Source organism: Streptomyces sp. NPDC005070, from assembly GCF_053600395.1.
Window position 1 is genome coordinate 15260 of sequence record NZ_JBSFZS010000021.1, and the last position, 20621, is coordinate 35880.

Below are 20621 nucleotides of genomic sequence, written 5' to 3' on the forward strand. Positions count from 1 at the left end.
TCGTCGACGGAGGGGAGGGGGGTCCGATGGCCGATGAAGCCGAACACGGCATAGCAAGCGATCAGGACCTCCTGGCCCGCCACGTCGAAGGCGATCCAGACGCCTTCGGTGAGCTTGTGCGGCGTCATCGCGACCGCCTGTGGGCCGTGGCCCTGCGGACGCTGGGAGACCGCGAGGAGGCCGCTGACGCGGTCCAGGACGCACTTGTCTCGGCCTACCGGGCCGCCCACACCTTCCGGGGCCAGTCGGCCGTCACGACCTGGCTGCACCGCATCACGGTGAACGCCTGCCTGGACCGCGCCCGCAAGGCAGCCTCCAGGAAGACGTCCCCCGTCGACGACACCCAGCGCCTGGAGCAGCTTCTCGAACCGCACGAGTCCGCCGCCGCTCCCGCCGAACGCAACGACCTCCACCGCGAGCTCATCGGCGCCCTGGGCACCCTCCCCGTCGATCAGCGCGCCGCCCTCGTCCTGGTGGACATGCAGGGCTACCCCGTGGCCGAGGCGGCCCGCATCCTCGATGTACCGACCGGCACCGTGAAGAGCCGCTGCGCGCGTGGCAGAGCCAGACTCCTTCCCCTGCTCACCCATCTCCGCACGGAGAACCCGGGTGACGAGGAGACGAAGAAGTCGGGCGGCGGACGGAACCGGACGCAGGGGACATCCGTCCCACCCGCAGCGGGACCTCCCTCGTCGGGTGACCGCGAGACAGGGCCAAGCGATTCAGCGGCTGTGAAGGGCGGAGGTGGGCGGGCGTGACATCCACGACGGACAAGACCGGACACCCGGACGTCGCGGAGATCTCCGACCTCACCGAAGGTCTGCTCTCGCCTTCCCGCACCGAGGACGTGCGGCAGCACCTCGACGGGTGCGAGCTCTGCGCCGACGTCTACGACTCCTTGGAGGAGATCCGCGGCCTTCTCGGCACCCTGCCGGGTCCCTCACGCATGCCGGACGATGTCGCCGAACGCATCGACGCCGCCCTGGCAGCGGAAGCGCTGCTGAGCTCCACAGCTCCCGACGAAGCAGCCGACACCGACGCCGACCGCGCTCATGTTTCACGTGAAACATCGACCGCATCGCCCGCCGGCAGTCCTTCAGAACATCCTCGTGGGGCCACCGGCCCCGGTCGCTCCCACCGGGCCCGTCACGGCCGCCGCAGGACGGTCCTCCTCGCCGCGGCCTTCGCGGCGGCGGCTCTGGGCCTGGGCGCGATCCTCGTGCAGTCCCTGGACAGCGACGGCTCCGGGAAGACCGGGCAGACGGCAACCCGGCAAGAGTCGGGATCACCGACGGCCTTCTCCGCGGAGACGCTGAAGGGCGAGGTCTCGGGCCTTCTCGCCAAGAACAAGGCGTCGGGTGACGGCTCGGCCAGCGCCAAGCCCTGGAGTGCCGAGTCGCAGGACGCCGGAACCGACTCGGGCGGGGTGAAGACCTTGATCACCCCCACCCCCGCGGTTCCCGAGTGCGTCCAGCAGGGGACCGGAGACCCCGGGGCGCTCCTCGCCGCCAAGGCAGGCTCGTTCCAGGGGAAGAACGTCTATCTCCTCGTGGTGTCCGACGCCGCCGACAAGACGAAGGTCACCGCTTACCTCGTCGATGCCTCCTGTGAGAAGCAGTCCTCGCCGTCGCCCGGCAAGCTGCTCCTGACCCGGTCGTACGGCCGTTCCTGAACAGTCTCCGTGTGCCCCGACACAGCGGGAATTGAAGCCCCTTAGGATCCGTTGGGTGGGGTGAGAGTACTGAGAGATGCTCCCACCGGAACGCAGCAGTCTCCAGAGACGAGGAATCAAGCCGTGAGCGACGTCCGTAACGTGATCATCATCGGGTCTGGGCCCGCCGGCTACACGGCGGCGCTCTACACCGCGCGCGCGTCGCTGAAGCCGCTGGTCTTCGAAGGCGCCGTCACCGCGGGCGGTGCGCTGATGAACACCACCGAGGTCGAGAACTTCCCCGGTTTCCAGGACGGCGTCATGGGCCCCGAGCTCATGGACAACATGCGCGCCCAGGCCGAGCGCTTCGGTGCCGAGCTGGTCCCCGACGATGTCGTCGCCGTCGATCTGACGGGCGAGATCAAGACCGTCACGGACACCGCCGGCACGGTACACCGCGCCAAGGCCGTCATCGTCACGACGGGCTCGCAGCACCGCAAGCTCGGTCTCCCGAACGAGGACACGCTCTCCGGGCGTGGCGTTTCCTGGTGCGCGACCTGTGACGGCTTCTTCTTCAAGGACCACGACATCGCCGTCATCGGTGGTGGCGACACCGCGATGGAGGAAGCCACCTTCCTCTCGCGCTTCGCCAAGTCCGTCACCATCGTTCACCGCCGGGACAGCCTGCGCGCCTCCAAGGCGATGCAGGAGCGTGCCTTCGCGGACCCGAAGATCAAGTTCATCTGGGACAGCGAGATCGCCGAGATCAAGGGCGACCCGAAGCTGGCCGGTCTGACGCTGCGCAACCTGAAGACCGGCGAGACCTCGGAGCTGCCGGTGACCGGTCTGTTCATCGCGATCGGTCACGACCCGCGCACCGAACTGTTCAAGGGTCAGCTCGACCTGGACGGTGAGGGCTACCTGAAGGTCGCCGCACCTTCGACCCGCACCAACCTGACGGGTGTCTTCGGCGCCGGTGACGTCGTCGACCACACGTACCGCCAGGCAATCACCGCGGCCGGCACCGGCTGCTCCGCCGCACTCGACGCCGAGCGCTACCTCGCCGCCCTGACGGACAGCGAGACCGCGGCCGCCACCGTCTGATCACCTCCCTCCTCCCCACCGCACCAACAAGCTAAGGAGCCCGCCGTGGCCGGCACCCTCAAGAACGTGACCGACGACTCCTTCGAGCAGGACGTCCTCAAGAGCGACAAGCCCGTCCTGGTGGACTTCTGGGCCGCCTGGTGCGGTCCGTGCCGCCAGATCGCCCCGTCGCTCGAGGCCATCGCCGCCGAGCACGGAGACAAGATCGAGATCGTCAAGCTCAACATCGACGAGAACCCGGCGACGGCCGCCAAGTACGGCGTCATGTCGATTCCGACCCTGAACGTCTACCAGGGTGGCGAGGTCGCCAAGACCATCGTCGGTGCGAAGCCGAAGGCCGCGATCGTGCGCGACCTCGAGGACTTCATCGCCGAGTAGTCGGTGACGGCCGCACCTGCGGCGTGTGTTTCACGTGAAACACGAATGGGCCGGCCCGAGCGGGCCGGTCCATTCGTTTTGGCCGAGGGCGGTCGAACTGTCGGAGAAACGCGTAGACCGCGGACGCGAATGCAGCGGTCGGCCGGCGTCACAGAGGACGAAGCGCAGGCTCCTTCTGTACCGCTCCGAGGAGGCGGTCGAGCGCCAACTCCACGTCTTCCTTCCAGGAGAGCGTGGTCCGCAGTTCCAGCCGCAGGCGCGGGTATCTGGGGTGAGGGCGCACGGTCTTGAAGCCCACCGCGACGAGATGGTCGGCGGGGAGCACGCAGGCGGGTTCCTTCCACCGGGCGTCCCCGAAAGCCTCGATCGCTCTGAATCCACGACGGAGCAGATCCTTGGCCACCGTCTGGACCAGCACCCGGCCGAGCCCCTGCCCCTGGTAGCCCGGCATGATGAACGAGGTCATGAGCTGAACCGCGTCAGGCGCCACGGGGCTTGTGGGGAACGCCGTGGAACGGGGCACGTAGGCAGGCGGCGCGTAGAGCACGTAGCCCACCGGCACCTCGTCCACGTAGGCGACTCGGCCGCAGGACCCCCAGTCCAGCAGCACCGAGGAGATCCACGCTTCCTTCTCCACGATGCTCGTGCCCGCCTTCAGCGCGGCTTCACCGCTGACGGGATCCAGTTCCCAGAAGACGCACGTGCGACAGCGCTGGGGAAGGTCCGGAAGGTTGTCCAGCGTGAGCGGTACGAGCCGGCGCCCCATGAAGGCTGTTCCTCGCTTCCCTCGCCCGCGGCCTCACGGGCGGCTGTCAGATGGCTCCGCTCTCTGAGCAGGCTGCCGACGAACCCGCCGACCGCTCCCAGGCCCAGACCCGCGGTCACCAGTCCGGTACGGCTCACGGTCTGCATGACCCCCGCCTCCCCGATGAAGGTGCTGCCAGGTGGATGCGCCATACGCATCGCATCGTATCCACGAAGCGATTCCATCGATACCGCCAGAAAGCAAAGAGCGGGCCGTATTCCGGCACACGCCGGACACGGCCCGCTCTTCAGGAGAACCCGATCGGAGATCCGACCACCAAAAGCCGGCTCAGGCTTCCGCGTCGTCCGAGTCGTCGTCGAGAAGGCTCTTCTGAAGGACTGGTCCCTCTCCCGGAGCGAGGGAGCCGAGGATGCGTTCAAGGTCTTCCATCGAAGCGAACTCGACAGTGATCTTGCCCTTCTTCTGCCCCAGGTCGACCTTCACCCGCGTCTCGAAGCGGTCGGAGAGACGCGTCGCCAGATCACTCAACGCCGGAGAGAGCCGGCTTCCGGCCCGCGGCCCCTTGGAACGCTGAGCCGTCTGCGGACGCGACCCCATGAGGGTCACGATCTCCTCCACGGCCCGCACCGAGAGCCCCTCCGCGACGATGCGGTGAGCCAGGCGGTCCTGCTCCTCCGAGTCGTCGACCGCGAGGAGTGCCCGGGCATGGCCCGCGGAGAGAACTCCGGCAGCCACACGGCGCTGAACCGACGGGGAGAGCTTCAGCAGCCGCAGGGTGTTGGAGACCTGAGGACGCGACCGCCCGATCCGGTCCGCCAACTGATCGTGGGTGCAGTTGAAGTCCTTGAGGAGCTGGTCGTAGGCCGCCGCCTCCTCCAGCGGGTTCAGCTGAGCCCGGTGGAGGTTCTCAAGGAGCGCGTCCAGGAGAAGCTTCTCGTCCTCCGTCGCGCGCACGATCGCGGGAATGGCTTCGAGCCCCGCCTCACGGCAGGCCCGGAACCGACGCTCTCCCATGATGAGCTCGTAGCGCCCGGAACCCACCTGGCGTACGACGACGGGCTGGAGGAGTCCGACCTCCTTGATGGAGGTGACCAGCTCGGCGAGCGCGTCCTCGTCGAAGATCTCACGCGGCTGGCGCGGATTCGGCGTGATGGCGTCGAGGGGCAGCTCGGCGAAGTGGGCTCCGACGGGAGCCTGAAACGCCTCCAGCGACGCGCTGCCTGCCCCCTCGTCTGTTTCATATGAAACAGACGGCAGCGTGGTCACCTTCGCCGCCGCGACCCCGCGCTCCGCGGTGAGTACCGGTCCGGCAGCCGGCGAGGGTGACCCACTCGCCGAAACACCCGGCCGCTCACCTGTCGGAGCCGCGGGGATCAGCGCGCCCAGGCCCCGCCCCAGACCCCGTCGTCGGTCGCTCACTGGATCCCCTCCACCATGTTCTGATCGTTCTGTCCGCCCAGATGGGCATGTTGCTCGTCGTACGCCACTCCGACTCCTCGCAGGGCGATTTCGCGCGCCGCCTCAAGGTACGAGAGAGCACCGCTCGAACCCGGATCGTAGGTCAGAACCGTCTGACCGTAACTCGGGGCCTCCGAAATACGGACCGATCGCGGAATGCTCGTTCGCAGCACCTCCTTGCCGAAGTGGCTGCGCACCTCCTCCGCGACCTGGGACGCGAGGCGGGTCCGACCGTCGTACATGGTGAGCAGAATCGTCGAGACGTGGAGGTCGGGGTTGAGGTGCCCGCGCACCAGGTCGACGTTGCGCAGGAGCTGCCCCAGGCCTTCGAGTGCGTAGTACTCGCACTGGATGGGGATGAGCACCTCCGCGCCGGCGACCAGAGCGTTGACCGTCAGCAGACCGAGCGACGGCGGGCAGTCGATGAGGATGTAGTCCAGCGGCTGCTCGTACGCCAGGATCGCCCGTTCCAGTCGGCTCTCACGGGCCACCAGCGACACCAGTTCGATCTCCGCACCGGCGAGATCGATGGTGGCGGGGGCACAGAAGAGACCCTCGACATCAGGAACCGGCTGAACGACTTCGGAGAGCGGCTTGCTGTCGATCAGCACGTCATAGATCGACGGAACCTCGGCGTGGTGATCGATACCCAGCGCCGTGGAGGCATTGCCCTGAGGATCGAGGTCGATCACCAGGACCCGGGCGCCGTGCAGGGCCAGCGAGGCGGCAAGGTTGACCGTGGTCGTGGTCTTACCCACCCCGCCCTTCTGGTTGGCGACCACCATGACTCGGGTCTGCTCGGGCCGTGGCAGGCCCTCGCCGGCGCGGCCTAGCGCCTCCACAGCCAGTTGGGCAGCACGACCGATGGGAGTGTCGTCCATCGGGGGCGGTGTTTCACGTGAAACATCGTCCCCCATCGACTCGGTACGGGGACCGGGGACCGGATCGGTCATCGGTCCCGCGATGTTGGCGTCGGACCGCAAGGATTCACTCTCCTCGACTTCAGGCTCGCAATGAACAGAGCCTCCCATGCCATTGGGGTCGCGAACCAGCGAGGCCCGTTGTTCTGTGGAGAAATCCACCTCTGTGGACAACTCCGGTCCCCGTTCGAGCGCCCCGAGAGGCCTCCGATCACGGGGTTCGGCCGCAGCTCGGCCGCGACTGATGATGCCGTGCAACAGTGAGCGACGTTTCACGTGAAACACGATGCCGAGCCGTCCGGATCATCGCGGCGCGACACTCCGATATATGCATATTTGGCCGCTTTTGCGCAATAGGTCGCATCATCGGGATCAATCCGCCAGGAGTGAGCCGGAGTGACAAACAACTCCTGGCTCCGACCGGAGAACCTCAGCCCACCTCGACTCCGAACAGAGCTCTTCCCGGCCCACCTCGGCTCCGAACGTGAAACTCCCGGCCCCCTCACATGGGAACCGGGAGTCGCGATGCTCGCATCGAACGGGATCAGCGCCGACGACGCGTCCGGCCCGTCCTGGCGGCCTTGGCCCGCTTAGCGGCGAAGCGCACACCTCCGGGGCTCTCACCCACCTCCACCCGCACCACGGTGGACATCGGATCCACGATGCCCTCGCCGACCTGCAGGATGGACGTCTCCACGGCTCCGAGCTTGCTCAGCGCCGTGGCGGAAGCCTTCAGCTCCTCCTCGGCGGTGTCGCCCTTGAGGGCCAGCATCTCACCGTACGGGCGGAGCAGCGGAATGCCCCAGGTCGCCAGCCGGTCGAGCGGAGCGACCGCCCGGGCGGTCACCACGTGAACCGGCTGGAGCTTGCCCATGACCTCCTCGGCTCGGCCGCGGACGACGGTCACATGGTCGAGACCGAGCAGTTCCACGACCTCCGTGAGGAAGTTCGTCCGACGCAGCAGGGGCTCGAGCAGTGTGATCTTGATGTCCTCCCTGACGAGCGCCAGGGGAATGCCGGGCAGTCCCGCACCGGAACCGACATCGCACACGGTCACACCTTCGGGCACGACCTCGGAGAGCACCGCACAGTTCAGCAGGTGCCGCTCCCAGAGCCTGGGCACTTCCCGCGGGCCGATCAGCCCACGCTGCACTCCCGCCTCGGCCAGCAGTTCCGCGTACCGGACCGCATCCGCGAAGCGATCACCGAATACCTCGCGCGCCTGCTCGGGCGCGGGGGGAAGCTCCGCTGCCTCCGTCACGGGGGACCGTCCTTCCGTACCGCTTGAGCGCACTGAGCGCTGATCACCAGGACTATCAGGCTGACAAAATTCGGCCCCGTCTGCGCAACAGACGGGGCCGAAGGAATGTACGTACCGATCAGGCAGGAAGCACGACGACGAAGCGCTGCGGCTCCTCGCCCTCGGACTCGCTGCGCAGGCCCGCGGCCTTGACCGCGTCGTGCACGACCTTGCGCTCGAAGGGCGTCATCGGGTCCATCTTGACCGGCTCACCGGAGCTCTTGACCTCGGCGGCGGCCTTGGCACCCAGCTCGGAGAGCTCCTCGCGCTTCTTGGCCCGGAAACCCGCGATGTCCAGCATCAGCCGGCTGCGGTCTCCGGTCTCCCGGTGCACGGCCAGACGCGTGAGCTCCTGGAGCGCCTCCAGCACCTCGCCGTCGCGGCCGACCAGCTTCTGCAGGTCTCGGCCGCCCGAGTCGCTGATGATCGAGACAGCGGCGCGGTCGGCCTCGACGTCCATGTCGATGTCGCCGTCGAGATCGGCGATGTCGAGCAGACCCTCGAGGTAGTCCGCCGCGATCTCGCCCTCCTGCTCCAGGCGGGTCAGGGTGTCGCCCTCAGCGGCGGCGGAGGTGGTGCCTTCCGTCACGGGATGGACTCCTTCTTACTTCTTGGACGGGGACTTGGGCCGCTGCGGGCCCTTGCGCTGTCCGGACTGGGCCTTGCTGCGGGTTCCGGTGCCGGGCTTGCTGCCGCTCCCGGAGGCCGGCTTGGCGGCGGCGGAGGGTTTGTCATCCTGCGGCTCGTCGGACTTGCTCAGCGAAGTCTTCGGCTCAGCGTCTTCGGCCGACGTGCTGCCGGGCGTTCCGCCCGACTGACGCTGCGCCTTGGTCTGGCGCTTCGGCTGCTGACGCTTGGGAGCGGCGGCCGCGGTGGTCGTGGTGCCGTCCTCGGACTCGACGACCGTCGTGTTCTCACCGGCCACCACGGCGCCGTCGGGCTGGGCCACGAGGCCCGCCTTGGTGAGGCCGTTGACGAACTTGCGCTCGAACTCGTTGCGGTCACGGCCCTTGGCGACGATGGCCTTCACGATGGCCTTCTCGCCCCGGCCACGCGTCTTGCCGTGCTGCGTGACGTGCTTCTGCAGGCGCTCCAGGTACGCGGCCTGAGCCTTCGAGCCCGGGGTCGGGTTGTTGCGGATGACGTACATCTGCTGGCCCATGGTCCACACGTTCGTGGTCAGCCAGTAGATGAGGACACCGACGGGGAAGCGGATACCGAAGAAGGCGAACATGATCGGGAAGACGTACATCAGCATCTTCTGCTGCTGCATGAACGGCGTCTTCACCGTCGTGTCGACGTTCTTGGTCATCAGCTGGCGCTGCGTGTAGAACTGCGACCCCGACATCAGCACGATCATGATCGCGGTGACGACGCGGACGTCCGTCAGCGAGGCGCCGAGCTTCTCGACGGTCGCGGCGCTGTCCAGGAACTTGGCGGCCAGCGGGGCGCCGAAGATGTGTGCCTTCTGCGCGCTCTCCAGGAGGCTCTGGTTGATGACACCCACGGTCTCGCCCGACGCGATGCCGTTGAGCACGTGGTACAGGGCGAAGAAGAACGGGGACTGCGCCAGGATGGGAAGGCACGAGGAGAGCGGGTTGGTGCCCGCGTCCTTGTACAGCTTCATCATCTCTTCGGACTGGCGCTGCTTGTCGTTCTTGTAGCGCTCCTGGATCTTCTTCATCTCGGGCTGCAGCGTCTGCATGGCCCGGGTCGCCTTGATCTGCTTCACGAAGAGCGGGATCAGGCAGATACGGATCAGAATCACCAGGGACACGATGGACAAGCCCCAGGCCCACCCGGTGTCAGGGCCGAAAATGTGGCCGTACACCGTGTGGAACTGGACGATGACCCAGGAAACGGGTGTCGTGATGAAGCTGAAAAGGTTGGCAATCGTGTCCACTAATCAAGCTCCTTGAGCATGGGACGAGGTCTCGGCGGCCGGGCTCGGGGCAGTGGGCTCCCCGGTGGCCGGTTCGGCGGCGGAGGTCCCGCCCCTGCGTGCACGCCAGGCGTTACGCAGCAATTCGTGCCAGCGCGGACGCTTGCGTGGCGGAACATGGTCCACACCACCCAGCGACCACGGATTGCACCGCAGGATGCGCCAGGCGGTCAGTGCCGTTCCCTTGATCGCACCGTGCCGGTCGATGGCTGTGTAGCCGTACCGGGAGCACGACGGGTAGTACTTGCAGACCGGCCCGAGCAACGGGCTGATCGTCCACTGGTACAGCTTGATGAGAGCAAGCAGTGGGTACTTCATCGCGCGCCCCCTCCCAGCAGCCGCCGCAGGGCGGCATCCAGGTCTCGGGCCAGCTGTTCATGGTCGGCGTCACCCGCACCGGGCAGCGCTCGTACGACTACCAGGCTACCGGGGGGCAACAGGGCGACTCGGTCCCGCATCAGATGGCGAAGTCTGCGCTTCACCTTGTTGCGGACGACCGCTCCGCCCACGGCTTTGCTCACGACGAAACCCGCACGCGTCGAGGGAGCGCTCTCCCCAGGCGCGTGCGGGTCCGGTGCACCGCTGCGTAGATGGACGACGAGAAGCGGGCGTCCGGCCCGGCGTCCTCGGCGTACCGCGGTCGCGAAGTCTTCGCGCCGCCTCAGCCGATGCTCGGTAGGCAGCACGAGATCATGACCTGTGAGTAATCAGGCGGACAGGCTCGCGCGACCCTTGCCACGGCGGTTCGCGAGAATCGCGCGGCCGGCACGGGTGCGCATCCGCAGGCGGAAGCCATGGGTCTTGGCGCGACGACGGTTGTTCGGCTGGAAGGTGCGCTTGCTCACTCGGGGGCTCCAGAAAGAATCGGTGGTGGCGGGGTGCCGTCCTGGCTGTCACCGTGCGCCCACGAGGAAACTCGCATTACGCCCGAGTGCACCGCTTCCCGATCGCTCTTCGCGATCTGTGCCCATCGGAGGCAGGCGGCAGCAGCCATCGACAACTCGACCTGGTTACGGTACGCGCGGCTACGCCATCCGGTCAAACCAACCTTCGACAGGGGACACTATCCACAGGCTGGGGACAACAACTTGAACCGTACCCGTCGCCCTGACTACCGTGGCTGAACTCCGATTCGTTCCCTTCCCGCCGCCCCAGCGGTTCTGTTCCCCCCGCCCCAAGCGACTGACTTCCCAACCTGTTCCCAGAACCACACGTTCGTGGGACCCGTGAGAGAGCGTGCCCCGTGGCTGACGTACCTGCCGATCTTGCCGCAGTGTGGCCACGCGTACTGGAACAACTTCTGGGCGAGGGCCGCGGGCAGGGTGTCGAGGGGAAGGACGAGCACTGGATCAAGCGCTGTCAGCCCCTGGCCCTGGTCGCCGACACCGCACTGCTCGCCGTCCCCAACGAGTTCGCCAAGAACGTACTGGAAGGCCGTCTCGCCCCGATCGTCAGCGAGACGCTGAGCCGCGAGTGCGGGCGCCCCATCCGGATCGCCATCACCGTCGACGACTCCGCGGGCGAACCCTCCATGCCCGCCCCGCCCCGCTACGAGGAGCCCGAGCTCACCGCCGGACCGGCCCAGGGCCGTGACCCGTACGAGACCCAGGGCCGCGAGGACCGCGGCGGCTACGAGGGCGGCGCCTACGACGGCGCACAGACCAGGGACAAGCGCGGGCCCTACGAGAGCCAGGGACGGGACGAGCGCGGCGGCTACGACGCCGATCAGGGCCGCGACGACCGCGGCGCGTACGAGCCGCAGGGCCGTGACGAACGTGCCCCGTACGACTCCCGTCGCGACGGATACGAGGGCTACGGCCGCCACCGCGCGGACGACCACCGCGGCGGCCGCGCCGAACCGCTGCCCGGTGCCCCGGGCGACCAGCTCCCGACCGCCCGTCCCGCGTACCCGGACTACCAGCGCCCGGAACCGGGTGCCTGGCCGCGCCACTCCCAGGACGACTACGGCTGGCAGCAGCAGCGCCTCGGCTTCCCCGAGCGGGACCCCTACGCCTCGCCGCCGCAGGACTACCGGCCCCAGTCGGTGGAGCGCCCGTCCTACGAGAATCAGCGCCCCGACTACGACCAGCGCTCCGACCGTCGCGATCTGCAGAACCCCTCCGACGGCGGCCAGGGGCGCAGGGGCCCCTCTCTGCCGTCCGCGGGCGGTGCCCCCGGGTCGAAGTCCGCGTCGGCCCCGGGTCCGGGTCCGGGCGAGCCCACCGCGCGGCTGAACCCGAAGTACCTCTTCGACACGTTCGTGATCGGCGCCTCGAACCGCTTCGCGCACGCCGCCGCCGTGGCCGTCGCCGAGGCGCCGGCGAAGGCGTACAACCCCCTGTTCATCTACGGGGAGTCGGGACTCGGCAAGACGCACCTGCTGCACGCGATCGGGCACTACGCGCGCAGCCTCTACCCGGGCACCCGGGTGCGGTACGTGAGCTCGGAGGAATTCACCAACGAGTTCATCAACTCCATCCGCGACGGCAAGGGCGACAGCTTCCGCAAGCGGTACCGGGAGATGGACATCCTGCTCGTCGACGACATCCAGTTCCTCGCGGACAAGGAGTCGACGCAGGAGGAGTTCTTCCACACCTTCAACACCCTGCACAACGCGAACAAGCAGATCGTGCTCTCCAGCGACCGGCCGCCCAAGCAGCTCGTCACACTGGAGGACCGGCTGCGCAACCGCTTCGAGTGGGGTCTGATCACCGACGTCCAGCCGCCCGAGCTGGAGACCCGTATCGCCATCCTCCGCAAGAAGGCGGTCCAGGAGCAGCTCAACGCCCCTCCGGAGGTGCTGGAGTTCATCGCGTCCCGGATCTCGCGCAACATCCGCGAGCTGGAGGGCGCGCTGATCCGGGTGACGGCGTTCGCGTCGCTCAACCGGCAGCCGGTGGACCTCGGTCTGACGGAGATCGTCCTCAAGGACCTGATCCCCGGCGGCGAGGACTCGGCCCCCGAGATCACCGCGACCGCGATCATGGCGTCCACCGCCGACTACTTCGGGCTCACGGTGGACGATCTGTGCGGGTCCTCGCGCAGCCGCGTCCTGGTGACGGCACGGCAGATCGCCATGTACCTGTGCCGTGAGCTCACTGATCTGTCGCTGCCGAAGATCGGCGCGCAGTTCGGCGGCCGCGACCACACGACCGTGATGCACGCGGACCGCAAGATCCGCGCGCTGATGGCCGAGCGCCGTTCCATCTACAACCAGGTCACCGAGCTCACGAACCGCATCAAGAACGGCTGACGGAGGCTGGCACCGGCCTACGGAGACCGACGGAATCACCCGAAGGGCGTCCAGGGACATCGTCCCTGGACGCCCTTCGCCGTTCCCGCCCTCTGTGCACGCCCCTGTTCCGCGGCCGGTACACACGCCTCCTTGAGGGCTCCGGAACCGCCTCTTGAGGGCTCCACGGCCGCCTCCTGAGGGCTCCGGGGCCGCGTTCCGAGGGCTCCGGGCCCGTTGCCGGCGCTACCGGCCCGACATCTGCTGTTCGAATCCGAGCCTGGTTACGGCCACTCTCCACAGATGTGGTGACTTTTTTCCGTCCACATCCTGGGGACTGGGAAGTTGTCCAGATCGTTTCCACAGGTAGCACTGTTGAAAGGTCATCAGACCAGGTCAACCGCCTGTGGATTCGTGGATGAAGACTCTCCACAGCCTGTGGACGAAGAGAAGATCCACAGGCTGTGCATCAAGTTGTCCACCGGTGGCCCACAGGCTGGAGCCGGTTGTCCCCAGCGATCACCGGCTTCTCCACATCTCTGTCCACTGTTCGGCAACGCGCCGCGCCATCTCACCGCGTCGAGTGAAAGGCGTCACACCGAGGTGCCGGATTGGCCTGTGGGGAACGTGGGTAAAGCTGGGGACGGCGCTGGGGAGAAGTCGCCCCCGGCTGTGGACCGAGTGTGCAGAACTTTTCGTCGTCCACAGAGACCCCGAGTTGTCCACCGCCTTCACCCACAGGGTCGGTGGACAAAAAATCGCCTCTGAGCTGCGAAAACGGGGTTATCCACGGTATCCACAGGCCCTACTACTAAGACCAACTAGAGAGAGCCTGAGAACCGTTTCGAAGTGGGGGCTGTGCACAACTTGCTCTCGGCGGCCCGACTGCCGCTCGGCACGACTTGACCCCGAGGGGCAACGACTGTCAGCGCGGTGCGTCAGACTGGTCCCCGGTGTCCTTCCCCGAAGCAGTCGGGACGACACCGAGTCAGACGACGAAGGCCAGCAGGGCGAGAGCGCCGGCAACAGACGGAGGCGGCAACGGTGAAGATCCGGGTGGAACGCGACGTACTCGCGGAGGCAGTGGCCTGGGCGGCACGCAGCCTCCCGGCCCGTCCGCCGGCTCCTGTGCTCGCCGGCCTCCTTCTGAAGGCCGAAGGGGGCGCACTGAGCCTCTCGAGCTTCGACTACGAGGTCTCGGCGCGGGTCTCGGTGGACGCGGAGATCGACGAGGAGGGCACGGTCCTCGTGTCCGGCCGCCTCCTCGCGGACATCTGCCGCGCGCTCCCCAACCGGCCGGTGGAGATTTCCACAGACGGTGTACGGGCGACCGTGGTCTGCGGATCCTCGCGGTTCACACTCCACACCCTGCCTGTGGAGGAGTACCCGGCACTGCCCCAGATGCCTTCGGCGACCGGCACCGTCCCCGGTGAGGTCTTCGCCTCCGCGGCCGCCCAGGTGGCCATCGCCGCCGGGCGCGACGACACGCTCCCCGTGCTCACCGGTGTGCGCATCGAGATCGAGGGCGACAAGGTCACCCTGGCGTCCACCGACCGCTACCGCTTCGCGGTCCGCGAGTTCCTGTGGAAGCCGGAGAACCCCGAGGCGTCCGCGGTCGCCCTGGTGCCCGCCAAGACGCTCCTGGACACCGCCAAGGCCCTCACGGGCGGCGACAGCGTGATCCTGGCGCTGTCCGGCTCCGGCGCGGGCGAGGGCCTGATCGGCTTCGAGGGAGCCGGGCGTCGTACGACCACCCGTCTGCTCGAAGGCGACCTCCCGAAGTACCGCTCGCTGTTCCCGACGGAGTTCAACTCGATCGCCGTCATCGAGACCGCCCCCTTCGTGGAGGCCGTCAAGCGTGTGGCCCTGGTCGCCGAGCGCAACACCCCCGTGCGGCTGAGCTTCGAGCAGGGCGTGCTGATCCTGGAGGCCGGTTCCAGCGACGACGCACAGGCTGTGGAAAGGGTCGACGCCCAGCTCGAGGGCGACGACGTCTCGATCGCCTTCAACCCGACGTTCCTGCTCGACGGCCTGAGCGCCATCGACTCCCCGGTGGCCCAGCTCTCCTTCACGACGTCCACGAAGCCGGCGCTGCTCAGCGGCAAGCCCGCCGTGGACGCCGAGGCGGACGAGGCCTACAAGTACCTGATCATGCCGGTGCGCCTGTCCGGCTGACCCCGCGGCCCGCCGGTCCCCGGGGCCGGCGGGCACACCGCGGGCGGGCATACGTCTGAGCGGGTATGCCCACAGATGTGCGTGAGGTCCACCGGTGCCCGAAAGGCGTGGGTGGTACCCCCCGGTTTAGGCTCGGACCCAGGTACGAGAGTGCCCTCACGCCACGTCGCAACCCCTAAGGAACAACTGATGGAGCTCGGTCTCGTCGGCCTCGGCAAGATGGGCGGCAACATGCGCGAGCGGATCCGCCGCGCAGGTCACACCGTCATCGGATACGACCGCAACCCGGACCTCGCCGATGTCCACAGCCTGGAAGAACTTGTGGGCAGGCTCAAGGGCCCGCGCGTGGTGTGGGTCATGGTCCCCGCGGGCGCCGCGACCCAGTCCACCGTCGACGAGCTGGCCGCCCTGCTGGAGCCGGGCGACGTCGTCGTGGACGGCGGCAACTCGCGCTGGACGGACGACGAGAAGCACGCCGTCGAGCTGGGCATCAAGGGCATCGGCTTCGTCGACTGCGGTGTCTCCGGCGGTGTCTGGGGCCTGGAGAACGGCTACGCGCTGATGTACGGCGGCCACGCCGAGCACGTCGCCGCGGTACAGCCGATCTTCGACGCGCTCAAGCCCGAGGGCGACTTCGGAGCGGTGCACGCCGGCAAGGTCGGCGCGGGCCACTTCGCGAAGATGGTCCACAACGGCATCGAGTACGCGATGATGCAGGCTTACGCCGAGGGCTGGGAACTGCTCGAGAAGGTCGACTCCGTCACGGACGTGCGCGAGGTCTTCCGTTCCTGGCAGGAAGGCACGGTCATCCGCTCCTGGCTGCTCGACCTCGCCGTCAACGCGCTGGACGAGGACGAGCACCTGGAGAAGCTCAAGGGCTTCGCGCAGGACTCCGGCGAGGGCCGGTGGACGGTCGAGGCCGCCATCGACCACGCGGTGCCGCTGCCCGCGATCACCGCGTCGCTCTTCGCCCGTTTCGCCTCGCGGCAGGACGACTCGCCGCAGATGAAGATGATCGCGGCGCTGCGCAACCAGTTCGGCGGCCACGCCGTCGAGAAGGCCTGATCGAGGCCCCGGGTTCTCAAGTACCCGGGGTGACCCGGTTGTCCACAGCCGGGGGAAGAACCTGAGGACCGGGGTCCGCACGGACCCCGGGGAGAACCCGCAACACCCGAAACACCACGCTGGGGGAGGTCGGCGAACGACCATGCACGTCACGCATCTGTCGCTGGCCGACTACCGCTCGTACGCCCGGGTCGAGGTCCCGCTCGACCCGGGCGTCACCGCGTTCGTGGGGCCCAACGGACAGGGCAAGACGAACCTGGTCGAGGCCGTCGGCTATCTCGCGACCCTCGGCAGCCACCGCGTCTCCTCGGACGCGCCGCTGGTGCGCATGGGCGCCGACCGGGCGATCATCCGGGCCAATGTCCGCCAGGGAGAACGCGTTCAGCTCATCGAGCTGGAGCTCAACCCCGGCAAGGCCAACCGCGCCCGCATCAACAGGTCCTCCCAGGTCAGACCCCGTGACGTCCTCGGCATCGTACGAACCGTGCTGTTCGCGCCCGAGGACCTCGCCCTGATCAAGGGCGATCCCGGGGAGCGCCGCCGGTTCCTCGACGAACTGATCACCGCCCGCTCCCCGCGCATGGCGGGTGTCCGGTCCGACTACGACCGGGTCCTCAGACAGCGCAACACGCTCCTGAAGTCGGCCGCGCTGGCCCGTCGGCACGGCGGCCGCACCATGGACCTGTCCACGCTCGACGTGTGGGACCAGCACCTCGCGCGCGTGGGCGCCGAGCTGATGGCCCAGCGGCTCGACCTGGTCGCCGCGCTCCAGCCGCTCGCCGACAAGGCGTACGAGCAGCTCGCGCCCGGCGGCGGGCCCGTCGCCCTGGAGTACAAGGCGTCCTCGCCCGGCGTCGTGGGCCACGCCCGCGAGGAGCTCTACGGACAGCTCATGACCGCCATGGAGGAGACCCGCAAGGCGGAGATCGAGCGCGGGGTGACCCTCGTGGGTCCCCACCGGGACGATCTCGTCCTCAAGCTCGGCCAGATGCCCGCCAAGGGATACGCCTCGCACGGCGAGTCCTGGTCCTACGCGCTCGCGCTGCGCCTCGCCTCGTACGACCTGCTCAGGGCCGAGGGCAACGAGCCGGTGCTGGTCCTCGACGACGTCTTCGCGGAGCTGGACAGCCGCAGACGGGAGCGCCTCGCGGAGCTCGTCGCCCCCGGTGAGCAGGTCCTCGTGACCGCCGCGGTGGACGACGACGTACCGGATGTCCTGACCGGGGCGCGGTACGCCGTGTCCGAAGGCACGGTGGAGCGCCTATGACGGAGAACACATCGGGAACGGGTGCCGAGGGCACGTCCGGTGCCGCACCCCGCAAGAAGAGCCCGGAGCCGTCGGGCGTCGACCTCGCGCGGGTGGCGCTGCGGGCCGCGAAGGAGCAGGCACGCGCGCGTGGGGACGCGGCCCAGCAGAAGAAGCAGGCGCGCCGCGGCGGCGGTCTGCGCTCCGGTTCGGGTGCCGACGGACGCGACCCCATGGCCCTCGGCTCCGCCATCAACCGGCTGCTCACCGAGCGCGGCTGGGAGACCCCGGCCGCGGTGGGCGGCGTGATGGGCCGCTGGCCGCAGATCGTCGGCGACGACCTGGCCAAGCACTGCGTTCCGCTGCGTTACGACGACGACCCGGCCGAGCGGGTACTCACGGTGCAGTGCGACTCGACCGCCTGGGCGACCCAGCTACGCCTGCTGGCACCGCAGCTCGTCGCGCGGCTCAACCAGGACCTCGGTCACGGCACCGTGCGCCTGCTCAAGGTCCAGGGGCCCTCGGGCCCTCCGCGCCGGTACGGACCGCTGCGCGCTCCGGGCAGCACAGGGCCCGGCGACACCTACGGGTGACCGGCCGGCCCGGGTACTCGGCCGGCACGAGTGACCGCCGGGCCGGGAGTTCGTGGCCCGGCCGGGGCCGATGGCGATGGACGATTTCCGGCCGTCGTCCGAGGCGGAGCCGAGCCGTGCCGCGCCCCGGTTCGGGGCCTGCGCCGCCGCCGCACGGCACAGGAGGCGACCGGTCACCGCGCGTCCGAACCCTTCACCGATCCCGCCCGCGGACGACCCCGTGTTCCTCCGCCTGCTCGGTGACCCTCGCCCGCAGAGTGTGACGCTCTCCGCCACCCCCTGCCCAGCGATCCGGGAAGCCACCCGTATCCGCTGGTCAGAGGCCTGTCTGCGTCTGCCGGAAGGCCGTCCTTCCCGCCCGGCGGGAGGCTGTTCGGCGGGCTCCGGCAGGCCTCCCCGCGCGGCCGTTGGCGACGGCGGACGGCGACCTGACCCGTCAGTAACCGGGGGTTGACACTCGGAAGGGCTGAGTGCCGCTGTAAGCCTCTTTGGGCCCGGGTCCGCATATGGGGAGTCGGGCGAGACCGGTTCAGGGCGGCACATGCGGACTCAGGTACCGGCAAACCCCCATCACTGTCAGCGCTACCGGTAGACTGGAAGCTAATCCCGCCCCATCAGTGGGACGCACCGAGCAACGCTGACTAAGGCTTACCAACGCAACACGCCGCAGCCGCTCCGGCCACCCGCCGGGAGTTCGGCTTGTGCTGTGCCAGAAAGGGCGCTTCGTGGCCGATTCCGGCAACCCCAACGAGAACATCCCGTCCACCGACGCCGGCGCGAACGGCGAGGTCACATCCTCGTACGACGCCAGTGCCATCACCGTCCTCGAGGGTCTGGACGCGGTCCGCAAGCGACCTGGCATGTACATCGGCTCGACCGGTGAGCGTGGACTCCACCACCTCGTGTACGAGGTGGTGGACAATTCGGTCGACGAGGCGCTGGCAGGCCACGCGGACACGATCGAGATCACGATCCTCCCGGACGGCGGCGTACGCGTCGTCGACAACGGCCGCGGTATCCCGGTGGGCATCGTCGCCTCCGAGGGCAAGCCGGCCCTCGAGGTCGTGCTGACCGTGCTGCACGCGGGCGGCAAGTTCGGCGGCGGCGGCTACGCGGTCTCCGGTGGTCTGCACGGCGTCGGCGTCTCCGTCGTGAACGCCCTGTCGAGCAAGATCGCCGTCGAGGTCAAGACCGACGGCCACCGGTGGACGCAGGACTACAAGCTGGGCGTCCCGACGGCCCCGATCGTGAAGCACGAGGCCACGAACGAGACCGGCACATCGGTCACCTTCTGGGCCGACGGCGACATCTTCGAGACCACCGAGTACTCCTTCGAGACGCTCTCGCGGCGCTTCCAGGAGATGGCGTTCCTCAACAAGGGCCTGACGATCCAGCTCACGGACGAGCGGGAGTCGGCGAAGGCCACCTCCGGGGCGGACGAGGCGGGTGCCGACGAGAAGGCCGAGGTCAAGACCGTCACGTACCACTACGAAGGCGGCATCGTCGACTTCGTGAAGTACCTCAACTCCCGCAAGGGAGAAGCGGTGCACCCCACCGTCATCGACCTGGAGGCGGAGGACAAGGACAAGAGCCTGTCCCTCGAGGTCGCGATGCAGTGGAACAGCGGCTACAGCGAGGGCGTGTACTCGTTCGCCAACATCATCCACACCCACGAGGGCGGTACGCACGAGGAGGGCTTCCGTGCGGCGCTGACCTCGCTCATCAACAAGTACGCGCGTGACAAGAAGCTGCTTCGCGAGAAGGACGACAACCTCACGGGCGACGACATCCGCGAGGGTCTGACCGCGATCATCTCGGTCAAGCTGAGCGAGCCCCAGTTCGAGGGCCAGACCAAGACCAAGCTGGGCAACACGGAGGCGAAGACCTTCGTCCAGAAGGCGGTCTACGAACACCTCAACGACTGGCTCGACCGCAACCCGGTCGAGGCCGCGGACATCATCCGCAAGTCCATCCAGGCGGCCACCGCGCGCGTGGCGGCCCGCAAGGCGCGTGACCTCACCCGCCGCAAGGGTCTTCTGGAGTCGGCGTCCCTGCCGGGCAAGCTCTCGGACTGCCAGTCGAACGATCCCACCAAGTGCGAGATCTTCATCGTCGAGGGTGACTCCGCCGGCGGCTCGGCCAAGTCCGGCCGCAACCCGCAGTACCAGGCGATCCTCCCGATCCGGGGAAAGATCCTCAACGTCGAGAAGGCGCGGATCGACAAGATCCTGCAGAACCAGGAGATCCAGGCACTGATCTCCGCCTTCGGCACCGGAGTCCACGAGGACTTCGACATCGAGAAGCTCCGCTATCACAAGATCATCCTGATGGCGGACGCCGACGTCGACGGCCAGCACATCAACACCCTGCTGCTGACCTTCCTGTTCCGCTTCATGCGGCCGCTGGTCGAGGCCGGGCACGTGTTCCTGTCCCGCCCGCCGCTCTACAAGATCAAGTGGGGCCGTGACGACTTCGAGTACGCGTACTCGGACCGTGAGCGCGACGCGCTGATCGAGATCGGCCGCCAGGCCGGCAAGCGCGTCCGTGAGGACTCGATCCAGCGCTTCAAGGGTCTCGGTGAGATGAACGCCGAGGAACTGCGCATCACGACCATGGACCAGGAGCACCGCGTGCTCGGCCAGGTCACGCTCGACGACGCCGCCCAGGCCGACGACCTGTTCTCGGTCCTCATGGGCGAGGACGTCGAGGCGCGCCGCGCGTTCATCCAGCGCAATGCCAAGGACGTCCGCTTCCTCGACATCTGAGTCGGTCTCAGCTGACCGCGTCAGAA

19 protein-coding genes are annotated in these 20621 nt (G+C 68.2%); 10 read left to right on the forward strand and 9 right to left on the reverse strand.

Going from position 1 to position 20621, the window contains the following annotated elements; translation table 11 throughout:
• The first annotated feature begins 26 nt into the window (after window positions 1–26).
• The 4 genes from sigM (at window position 27) to trxA (ending at window position 3133) form a co-directional block, all read left to right on the forward strand.
• Window positions 27–758 (forward strand): RNA polymerase sigma factor SigM, encoded by a 732-nt coding sequence (gene sigM / locus ACWEBX_RS10140; RefSeq protein ID WP_451884440.1) that lies wholly within the window; start codon window positions 27–29, stop codon window positions 756–758.
• On the forward strand, window positions 755–1672 hold the full coding sequence (locus ACWEBX_RS10145) for an anti-sigma factor family protein (RefSeq protein WP_451884441.1): 918 nt from the start codon (window positions 755–757) through the stop codon (window positions 1670–1672). The genes sigM and ACWEBX_RS10145 overlap by 4 nt, the downstream gene beginning before the upstream one ends.
• A 123-nt stretch (window positions 1673–1795) precedes the next feature.
• Window positions 1796–2755 carry a thioredoxin-disulfide reductase gene (trxB, locus tag ACWEBX_RS10150; RefSeq protein WP_384786748.1) on the forward strand — a complete coding sequence of 320 codons (960 nt, stop codon included), beginning with the start codon at window positions 1796–1798 and terminating at the stop codon, window positions 2753–2755.
• A gap of 45 nt (window positions 2756–2800) precedes the next feature.
• Window positions 2801–3133, forward strand: a complete 333-nt coding sequence (trxA, locus tag ACWEBX_RS10155) for a thioredoxin (protein WP_326786756.1) — start codon at window positions 2801–2803, stop codon at window positions 3131–3133.
• 148 nt (window positions 3134–3281) lie between these two features.
• Here trxA and ACWEBX_RS10160 read toward each other — a convergent pair whose 3' ends face one another.
• The 9 genes from ACWEBX_RS10160 to rpmH form a co-directional block, all read right to left on the reverse strand.
• Complete coding sequence (locus ACWEBX_RS10160; RefSeq protein WP_451884442.1) at window positions 3282–3899, reverse strand: GNAT family N-acetyltransferase; 618 nt, start codon at window positions 3897–3899, stop codon at window positions 3282–3284.
• 327 nt (window positions 3900–4226) lie between these two features.
• On the reverse strand, window positions 4227–5318 hold the full coding sequence (locus ACWEBX_RS10165) for a ParB/RepB/Spo0J family partition protein (RefSeq protein WP_451884443.1): 1092 nt from the start codon (window positions 5316–5318) through the stop codon (window positions 4227–4229).
• A complete protein-coding gene (locus tag ACWEBX_RS10170; RefSeq protein WP_451884488.1) occupies window positions 5315–6388 on the reverse strand; it encodes a ParA family protein in 1074 nt (357 codons plus the stop codon). Before ACWEBX_RS10170 ends, ACWEBX_RS10165 begins: the two co-directional genes overlap by 4 nt.
• A gap of 433 nt (window positions 6389–6821) precedes the next feature.
• On the reverse strand, window positions 6822–7538 hold the full coding sequence (rsmG, locus tag ACWEBX_RS10175) for a 16S rRNA (guanine(527)-N(7))-methyltransferase RsmG (protein ID WP_382783300.1): 717 nt from the start codon (window positions 7536–7538) through the stop codon (window positions 6822–6824).
• Between the two features lie 118 nt (window positions 7539–7656).
• Complete coding sequence (locus ACWEBX_RS10180) at window positions 7657–8166, reverse strand: Jag family protein (RefSeq protein WP_266760610.1); 510 nt, start codon at window positions 8164–8166, stop codon at window positions 7657–7659.
• Window positions 8167–8181: 15 nt separating this feature from the next.
• Window positions 8182–9480, reverse strand: coding sequence for a membrane protein insertase YidC (yidC, locus tag ACWEBX_RS10185; protein WP_451884444.1), 1299 nt, complete (start codon window positions 9478–9480; stop codon window positions 8182–8184).
• Between the two features lie 3 nt (window positions 9481–9483).
• Window positions 9484–9837 (reverse strand): membrane protein insertion efficiency factor YidD, encoded by a 354-nt coding sequence (gene yidD, locus ACWEBX_RS10190; protein WP_451884445.1) that lies wholly within the window; start codon window positions 9835–9837, stop codon window positions 9484–9486.
• Complete coding sequence (gene rnpA, locus ACWEBX_RS10195) at window positions 9834–10205, reverse strand: ribonuclease P protein component (RefSeq protein WP_451884446.1); 372 nt, start codon at window positions 10203–10205, stop codon at window positions 9834–9836. Before rnpA ends, yidD begins: the two co-directional genes overlap by 4 nt.
• A gap of 21 nt (window positions 10206–10226) precedes the next feature.
• Window positions 10227–10364 (reverse strand): 50S ribosomal protein L34, encoded by a 138-nt coding sequence (rpmH, locus tag ACWEBX_RS10200; RefSeq protein WP_006381191.1) that lies wholly within the window; start codon window positions 10362–10364, stop codon window positions 10227–10229.
• Between the two features lie 398 nt (window positions 10365–10762).
• Between rpmH and dnaA the strand changes: the two genes are divergently transcribed.
• From dnaA to gyrB, 6 genes are all read left to right on the forward strand, one after another.
• Entirely contained in the window at window positions 10763–12772 is a 2010-nt protein-coding gene (gene dnaA / locus ACWEBX_RS10205) for a chromosomal replication initiator protein DnaA (protein ID WP_451884447.1), read from the forward strand.
• Between the two features lie 1023 nt (window positions 12773–13795).
• The gene (gene dnaN, locus ACWEBX_RS10210) at window positions 13796–14926 is read left to right on the forward strand and encodes a DNA polymerase III subunit beta (protein ID WP_451884448.1); all 1131 of its coding nucleotides are present in this window, start codon (window positions 13796–13798) and stop codon (window positions 14924–14926) included.
• A gap of 189 nt (window positions 14927–15115) precedes the next feature.
• The gene (gene gnd, locus ACWEBX_RS10215; RefSeq protein ID WP_355762061.1) at window positions 15116–15991 is read left to right on the forward strand and encodes a phosphogluconate dehydrogenase (NAD(+)-dependent, decarboxylating); all 876 of its coding nucleotides are present in this window, start codon (window positions 15116–15118) and stop codon (window positions 15989–15991) included.
• A 142-nt stretch (window positions 15992–16133) separates the two neighbouring features.
• Window positions 16134–17258, forward strand: coding sequence for a DNA replication/repair protein RecF (gene recF / locus ACWEBX_RS10220; protein ID WP_451884449.1), 1125 nt, complete (start codon window positions 16134–16136; stop codon window positions 17256–17258).
• Complete coding sequence (locus tag ACWEBX_RS10225) at window positions 17255–17830, forward strand: DUF721 domain-containing protein (protein ID WP_451884450.1); 576 nt, start codon at window positions 17255–17257, stop codon at window positions 17828–17830. Before recF ends, ACWEBX_RS10225 begins: the two co-directional genes overlap by 4 nt.
• Window positions 17831–18531: 701 nt before the next feature.
• Window positions 18532–20595 carry a DNA topoisomerase (ATP-hydrolyzing) subunit B gene (gyrB, locus tag ACWEBX_RS10230; protein ID WP_451884451.1) on the forward strand — a complete coding sequence of 688 codons (2064 nt, stop codon included), beginning with the start codon at window positions 18532–18534 and terminating at the stop codon, window positions 20593–20595.
• Window positions 20596–20621 lie beyond the last annotated feature (26 nt).

What these genes read in the sequence shown, in the direction of transcription:
- sigM (WP_451884440.1), top strand. Translation starts at nt 27, where the DNA reads ATGGCCGATGAAGCCGAACACGGCATAGCAAGCGATCAGGACCTCCTG.
- ACWEBX_RS10160 (WP_451884442.1), bottom strand. Translation starts at nt 3,899, where the DNA reads ATGGGGCGCCGGCTCGTACCGCTCACGCTGGACAACCTTCCGGACCTT.
- ACWEBX_RS10170 (WP_451884488.1), bottom strand. Translation starts at nt 6,388, where the DNA reads ATGGGAGGCTCTGTTCATTGCGAGCCTGAAGTCGAGGAGAGTGAATCC.
- yidD (WP_451884445.1), bottom strand. Translation starts at nt 9,837, where the DNA reads ATGAAGTACCCACTGCTTGCTCTCATCAAGCTGTACCAGTGGACGATC.
- gnd (WP_355762061.1), top strand. Translation starts at nt 15,116, where the DNA reads ATGGAGCTCGGTCTCGTCGGCCTCGGCAAGATGGGCGGCAACATGCGC.
- recF (WP_451884449.1), top strand. Translation starts at nt 16,134, where the DNA reads ATGCACGTCACGCATCTGTCGCTGGCCGACTACCGCTCGTACGCCCGG.
- ACWEBX_RS10225 (WP_451884450.1), top strand. Translation starts at nt 17,255, where the DNA reads ATGACGGAGAACACATCGGGAACGGGTGCCGAGGGCACGTCCGGTGCC.